Annotated in this window: 8 protein-coding genes; 4 read left to right on the top strand and 4 right to left on the bottom strand. The window is 49.0% G+C overall.

Annotation, left to right across the window (positions count from 1 at the left end; translation table 11 throughout):
• Nucleotides 1-91: 91 nt before the first annotated feature.
• Nucleotides 92-517, top strand: a complete 426-nt coding sequence (gene fur, locus AC4MRN_RS18950; RefSeq protein ID WP_073324683.1) for a ferric iron uptake transcriptional regulator — start codon at nucleotides 92-94, stop codon at nucleotides 515-517.
• Nucleotides 518-574: 57 nt separating this feature from the next.
• Here the strand turns inward: fur and AC4MRN_RS18945 are convergent, their stop codons facing one another.
• From AC4MRN_RS18945 to AC4MRN_RS18930, 4 genes are read right to left on the bottom strand one after another with little or no spacing between them, the layout of a single operon-like run.
• A complete protein-coding gene (locus tag AC4MRN_RS18945) occupies nucleotides 575-1,438 on the bottom strand; it encodes an aminotransferase class IV (RefSeq protein ID WP_491204173.1) in 864 nt (287 codons plus the stop codon).
• 22 nt (nucleotides 1,439-1,460) lie between these two features.
• A complete protein-coding gene (locus tag AC4MRN_RS18940; RefSeq protein WP_491204172.1) occupies nucleotides 1,461-2,399 on the bottom strand; it encodes a 5-oxoprolinase subunit C family protein in 939 nt (312 codons plus the stop codon).
• A complete protein-coding gene (pxpB, locus tag AC4MRN_RS18935; protein ID WP_491204171.1) occupies nucleotides 2,396-3,115 on the bottom strand; it encodes a 5-oxoprolinase subunit PxpB in 720 nt (239 codons plus the stop codon). Before pxpB ends, AC4MRN_RS18940 begins: the two co-directional genes overlap by 4 nt.
• The gene (locus tag AC4MRN_RS18930) at nucleotides 3,115-3,882 is read right to left on the bottom strand and encodes a 5-oxoprolinase subunit PxpA (protein ID WP_491204170.1); all 768 of its coding nucleotides are present in this window, start codon (nucleotides 3,880-3,882) and stop codon (nucleotides 3,115-3,117) included. Before AC4MRN_RS18930 ends, pxpB begins: the two co-directional genes overlap by 1 nt.
• Before the next feature lie 66 nt (nucleotides 3,883-3,948).
• Between AC4MRN_RS18930 and AC4MRN_RS18925 the strand changes: the two genes are divergently transcribed.
• From AC4MRN_RS18925 to AC4MRN_RS18915, 3 genes are all read left to right on the top strand, one after another.
• Entirely contained in the window at nucleotides 3,949-4,779 is an 831-nt protein-coding gene (locus AC4MRN_RS18925; protein ID WP_491204169.1) for a CvfB family protein, read from the top strand.
• 7 nt (nucleotides 4,780-4,786) lie between these two features.
• Nucleotides 4,787-5,179, top strand: coding sequence for an OsmC family protein (locus AC4MRN_RS18920; protein WP_491204168.1), 393 nt, complete (start codon nucleotides 4,787-4,789; stop codon nucleotides 5,177-5,179).
• Nucleotides 5,180-5,411: 232 nt separating this feature from the next.
• On the top strand, nucleotides 5,412-6,177 hold a 766-nt coding region (locus AC4MRN_RS18915; RefSeq protein WP_491204167.1), incomplete at its 3' end, for an efflux RND transporter periplasmic adaptor subunit.

The raw sequence follows: 6,177 nt of genomic DNA, 5'->3' as shown, positions 1-6,177 counted from the left end.
TAAAGTGCTTTTCTGTGAAAGCTAGGCCTTTTAAATCTGATTAACTCACCTATAATAGCCTGATATTTTCTATCCCAGATGTAGGCGCCTCATGGATCAAAACAAAGAACTAAAGAAAGCCGGCCTTAAAGTAACGTTGCCTCGACTAAAAATCCTGCAAATTCTGCAAGAGCCAGAGAACCAACACATAAGCGCTGAAGATGTATATAAAATCCTGATTGAGCAAGGTGAAGAGATTGGCCTGGCAACGGTATACCGCGTATTGAACCAGTTCGATGACGCCGGAATACTCAATCGCCACCATTTCGAAGGTGGTAAATCGGTATTCGAAATCAGCCACAAAGCCCACCACGACCATCTGGTCTGTTTGAAATGCGGTAAAGTCATCGAGTTTGAAGACGACCTGATTGAGCAACGTCAGGAACAAATTGCCAAAGAAAACAATATTAAGCTTACTCACCACAGCCTGTATCTTTACGGCGAGTGCACTGACGGTAATTGCGACACCGTCGACTAAGCTCTCAAAAGCAGATAAAGCAAGGGCGCCAGATTGGCGCCCTTTTCATTGCTGTACTTATAATTCGAATTTCAACTTACTGTACAAAGTAAACGCCTGTTCCCACACTGGGCCTACCTTACCATCTGCAATTGTCTTGTCTCCAACCTGAACAACCGGCAGAATTTCTTTGCCTGAGCTGGTAAGCCACACTTCATCGGCACTATTCAAATCGTCAACGGAGAACCAGGATTCACGGTGAGGTATACCGGCTTTCTGCAGACAAGCCAGCACCAACATACGCGTAATACCGGGTAGCAATTGATTGTCCAGCGGAGGGGTCAGCACCTCGCCATCTTTAACGATAAATACGTTGCTGCTGCTGGCCTCTGTGATTTGTCCATCGCCATTAAACAAGATCGTTTCTGCGTTACCTTCGCGGTACCCTTGTTGAAAATGCATCACATTGCCTAACAAGGCAGTGGACTTAATGTGGCAACGTTGCCAACGCAGATCCTGGGTTATAGCGACTTTGGCACCAGCATGAATAGTACGATCAGCGTTAACCGGTGCTGTGAGTGCAAATGCAAAGGCGAACACCGTAGGTTGAACCCCTTCCGGATAAGCGTGAAAGCGACGAGTGTCAGCACCGCGACTGACATGGAGATAAACACCAATATTTTCTCCCAGCGTCTCACGGTTACTGTCAATCAAATGCTGACAAATATCGCGGGTGTCCTGCTCCGTTAACGAGGGTGCAATTTCCACCATCGCCAGGCCTTTTTCCATTCTCGCAAAATGCTGTGAAAAACCTACCATACGTCCGCCATAACTGGGCACGACTTCATAGATACCGTCACCAAATAAGAATCCGCGATCAAGCGGTGAAATACGTGCTTCCTGTAAAGGCAGGAATTCCCCGTTGAGGTAAGCTGTTGTCATGAAAGTCTCGTCTGAAGAAACGCTAATTGCCAAACCATTTCTGTATGGCTACTTGCTGCAGCAACCATGTTGCACGGGCATTGGCGGCGTCGAGTTGATAAAACTGTATCTTATCACCAGCAAGGCACTGGGCGAAACGGTAAAGATCGCACCGGGCCAGCGTGCCGACCTTGGGGTAGCCTCCCAGTGTCTGCCTGTCTGCCATCATCACAATCGGTTGTCCATCTGGCGGCACTTGCATGCTCCCCAGTGCAATGGCTTCGGAATACATGCCGGACATGGCACTTTGTACCGCAGGCCCTTGCAGCCTCACTCCCATCCGGTCCATTTGCGGTGTCACTTCATATTCGTTGTTGAGCAAGCGTTGCCAGGCTATATCACTAAAAGCCTCATGCTGATACCCAGCAACAATACCAATCGGTTTCGTCATATCGTAGCTGGGAAGCAAATGTGCTGGCAGTGAAGACGGACAGGCAACTCCCCTGCTGCTTTTACCATTATTCACAGCCAGTATATCGCCCGCTTTTAACGGCGAGCCATCCTGGTGCGGACCGCCCACGTATTCCCGTTTCACTGTGCACGCACTACCTACCGCGTGACTGACAGCAAACCCGGAAGGCGTAGCCACATAATGTCGGGCGCCCAAACGTTCGGGCTGAACCCGAACCTGATCACCCGCCTTTAGCGCCATACGTTGCCAACAACACGCTTGTTGTTCATTCACCCATATTGTGGCAGCAGGCCCAGTTACACTAATACTGCAGTCATCTTCAATACTGAATGACAACGCTCCCATAAACTCCAGCGTTGGCGCGTTGTGCTGGCCACACAGCTGATTTGCCAATTGGAACGCCAGCCAATCCATTGGACCTGACTGGCAAAATCCCTGGTGTAACACGCCCTTGCGCCCGGCATCGACCGTGATCGCATTTAGACCAACACTTACCAAACGTACGGTCATGCCTGTACTTCCCAGTCAAAGCTATGTTGCGACGCTATTTCAATGAAAGCGTCGCGGCTAACCGCTTCAAAAGAGACTGTGTCCCCTGCATTGATCAAAACACTTGCATTGTCTTCAGGTCGATAAAGGGGCACGGGGCAAAGCCCTAGCAGGTGCCAGCCACCGGGAGATTTACTCGGATACACCGCTGTTTGACGGTCGGCAATGGCCACCGCCCCTGCTGGCACTTTGGTACGGGGTTTTGTCATTCTGGGGACAGACAAAGCAGTATTGATTTCGCCCAGATAGGCAAAACCCGGAGCAAACCCGACGGCAAAAGCCTTGTAAGTTGCTGATGTATGCATTTCAACAATCTGACGCTCGGTTAGCCCGGTAATACCTGCGATTTTGCCAAGATCATTGGCCTGCGGTGCGCCGTACCACACTGGCAAACAATGATGTTGTGCCGGATGATGGTCACTATCAGAAACCAGCGGCAACGCCAACAGTGCTTGATATACATGGTGATGATCAACCTGAAACATATCAAACACCAGCATGACACTGTCGTAGGACGGCACCACTTCAATTAACCAGGGATACGATTGAGCGCTAATCGCGGATGACACCTGTTGTACAACCGCGTTCTTCTCGGGGAGCGATTCTCCCAATGCATACAGAATCAGTCCGTCCTCACCGGCAAACTCAATTTGCCGTATACGCCCGAATGGCTGCATCAGTCGTTCGTCCCCGGTCTGACATGGGTCAATTTTCGTTTTGTTAATTCAACGCGAAGCGCTTCGGCCATTGCTAATGCGCCCGGTGAATCACCATGTACACACAGCGTATCGACAGGCATCGACAATATGCTGTTGTCTTCGGCAACGATTTCCCCTTTATCCATGATGCGGACGGCCTGTTCAAACGCTTCTTGTTCAGTTAATACCGCACCGGGTAATCGGCGGGAAGTGAGAAATCCCTCAGCGGTATAACGGCGGTCTGCGAAAGCTTCAAATAGTAAAACAACATTGTGCTGACTCGCCTGCTGGCTGATTGCCTGGTGTTGAGGGTGCGCTTGTAACATTAATGGAATCCCCGGCACCGAACACGTAGACACCGCTTTCATCACGGTATCGCGGATCTGCGGATCGCGCATCATATCGTTGTACAGCGCCCCATGGGGTTTTACGTACTCAATCTCAATGCCCTGTACGGCAGCCATACCCGAAATAGCGGCAATCTGGTAATGCAGACACGCTATCAGTTCTTCTGCCGACATCGCCAGACTGCGTCGACCGAAACCTTGTAAGTCGGGATAGGAGGGATGCGCACCTACCGATACCTGGTGCTGTTTAGCTAGATGTAGTGCGCGTTGCATCACGAGGGGATCACCGGCATGAAAGCCACAGGCAATGTTGGCCATGTCGATATGCACCATGATTTGCTCATCGACCGGCATGTGCCACGCACCAAAACTTTCACCCAAATCGCAATTTAACATCATAAGCAGTTAGCTCTTAGTGACTGATCGGTTATCATGTTACCTATTTCGTATTAAAAGTCAGTGTTTATGATCACATTAGGCCAAATCAACACCTTAATCGTACAAGGTGAATTCCCGTTTGGGTACCAGCTCTCGCATCCGGACGATGATAGAGTTGTCGTTTTGCCAGGGCCGGTAGAACACGCATTAGAAGAAGGCAGTGAAGTGTCGGTATTAGTTTATACCGATGAGAACGGTCAGCTTACTGCCAGCCAGCAAACGCCCAAAGCGTTGGCGGGTGAAGTGAAAGTGCTTAAAGCTGTTGGTGTTACTGGTTTTGGTGCATTCTTTGATTGGGGGATCGAAAAAGACTTGCTAGTCCCTCGTCACAATCAAGCCAGTCCAATTAGTGAAGGCATGGTGTATCCGGTTTATGTGTATGAGGATACGGCCAGCGAGCGTCTGGTTGGTGCAACCAAGCTCCACCCGTTCCTGAGTGAAAATGGCAGCTATTTTAAGCCGGGCCAGGAAGTAGAGCTGATTGTTTATGCCAAAACTGAACTGGGTGTCAAAGTCGTGATCAACGAATCACACCTAGGACTGATCTTTGCCAGTGATGCATTTAAGCCGCTGCGTATTGGTGAAGAGACAACCGGTTTTATTAAGCAAATTCGTGAAGACGGTAAAATTGATGTCACCTTGCAACAGGTCAATGCAACCGGTCGCGACAAGCTACAACAGGAAATCCTCGACGACCTGGAAGCACACGGTGGAATGTCTACGTTGACAGACAAGAGTCCGCCAGACGAAATTTACGCCCGCTTCAATGTCAGTAAAGCTGCCTACAAGCGCGCATTAGGCGCGCTCTATAAACAACAAAAAATCCGATTGGATAAACAAAAAATAACGTTACTCTGAGGTGACTATGAAAGCGACAGTAAGCTGGCAACAGGCCCTGACATTTAGCGGTCAGACCGAGTCCGGTTATCAACAAACAATGGATGGCAATGGTGAAGCCATTTCGCCTATGGAATCCGTACTGCTGGCCGTCGGTGCCTGCTCCAGTATCGACGTGGTCGATATTCTGAAAAAACGCCGTCTGACCGTCCACGACTGTGAATGCGATTTAACTGCCGAACGCGCTGAGCAGCCGCCACGAGTGTTCACTGCCATTCACGCACATTACAAAGTTAAAGGTGATAACCTTTCCGACAAAGACGTCGACCGCGCCGTTGAGTTATCTGCCGAGAAATACTGCTCTGTAATGTTAATGCTGAAAGGCAATGTAAATATCACAACCAGTTACGAAATCATGTAGTTCTCACCAGCCAGCTATGAAAACTCATCCAAAAGTAGCATAGCTGGCTATAGAATTAACATTCACGCCACTAAATAGTCAATTAGACTACTACTTCCAGATACATCTGCTTACATATCGACACAACAAGTCGCTAATTTATTGTTTTACCTGCATTTATAATTTAATTAACAAGCTGGCACACCACATGCTCATAGGCGTGTATACATATAATTATTGCAGGTACCTGACCATGGAACATACAAAACGCACCACCCTTTCAACTTTATTGCTTGCTGGCACCCTGCTGACCTGTGCTGGTCTGTCTGGTTGTATGGATGCCGAAGCCACCAACGCCACAGAACAAAAAGAAGAAGTTGTGGTAAGCATTCCGGTTGAAGCCGTCACGATAAACATGGGCGACATCTCGTCCAGTTACAACACCACGGCTATTTTGGAAGCCAAAGAAGAAGCTTTTGTAGTGGCACGTGCCTCTGGAATTATTGAGCACATCTTCGTCGAAGAAGGCGATTACGTTGAAAAAGGCCAGGTACTGGCGCAACTGGATCAGAAACGCTACGAATTAAACCTGAGCAAAGCCCGCGCCGATTTAACCGGCATAGAAAAAGAACTCAGCAAAGTCGATAAAGTGTACTCACGCAAATTGGTGAGTGACGATACTTACGACAAGTTAACTGCCCAGTACGAAGCAGCGAAAGCCGTACTGGCATTGGCTGAACTGGATTTAAAAGAAACCACAATCACCGCGCCGATCAGCGGCTACATTGCGGAACGCAACGCAAAAGTAGGTAACCTGACTGAGTCATTCCAGCGCGAAAGAATGTTCCATATTGTTCAACAAAAAGCCCTGCAAGGTATTGTACATCTGCCAGAAAGCGAAATGTCTGCCATTGCCGCTAAACAGCCCGCTACGTTACGTGTTGCGGCCTTAGGCAATGCAGAAGTAACAGGCTATGTTGAACGCATCAGCCCGGTGGTGGATGCCACAACCGGTACCT

The organism is Marisediminitalea sp. (assembly GCF_984433645.1).
Note: the sequence above shows the minus strand (reverse complement) of the source record. Positions and strands in the feature narration are given on the sequence as shown.

Excerpts from the sequence above, each read along its gene's own strand:
- fur (WP_073324683.1), top strand. The coding sequence starts at position 92 with ATGGATCAAAACAAAGAACTAAAGAAAGCCGGCCTTAAAGTAACGTTG.
- AC4MRN_RS18945 (WP_491204173.1), bottom strand. The coding sequence starts at position 1,438 with ATGACAACAGCTTACCTCAACGGGGAATTCCTGCCTTTACAGGAAGCA.
- AC4MRN_RS18940 (WP_491204172.1), bottom strand. The coding sequence starts at position 2,399 with ATGACCGTACGTTTGGTAAGTGTTGGTCTAAATGCGATCACGGTCGAT.
- pxpB (WP_491204171.1), bottom strand. The coding sequence starts at position 3,115 with ATGCAGCCATTCGGGCGTATACGGCAAATTGAGTTTGCCGGTGAGGAC.
- AC4MRN_RS18930 (WP_491204170.1), bottom strand. The coding sequence starts at position 3,882 with ATGATGTTAAATTGCGATTTGGGTGAAAGTTTTGGTGCGTGGCACATG.
- AC4MRN_RS18925 (WP_491204169.1), top strand. The coding sequence starts at position 3,949 with ATGATCACATTAGGCCAAATCAACACCTTAATCGTACAAGGTGAATTC.
- AC4MRN_RS18920 (WP_491204168.1), top strand. The coding sequence starts at position 4,787 with ATGAAAGCGACAGTAAGCTGGCAACAGGCCCTGACATTTAGCGGTCAG.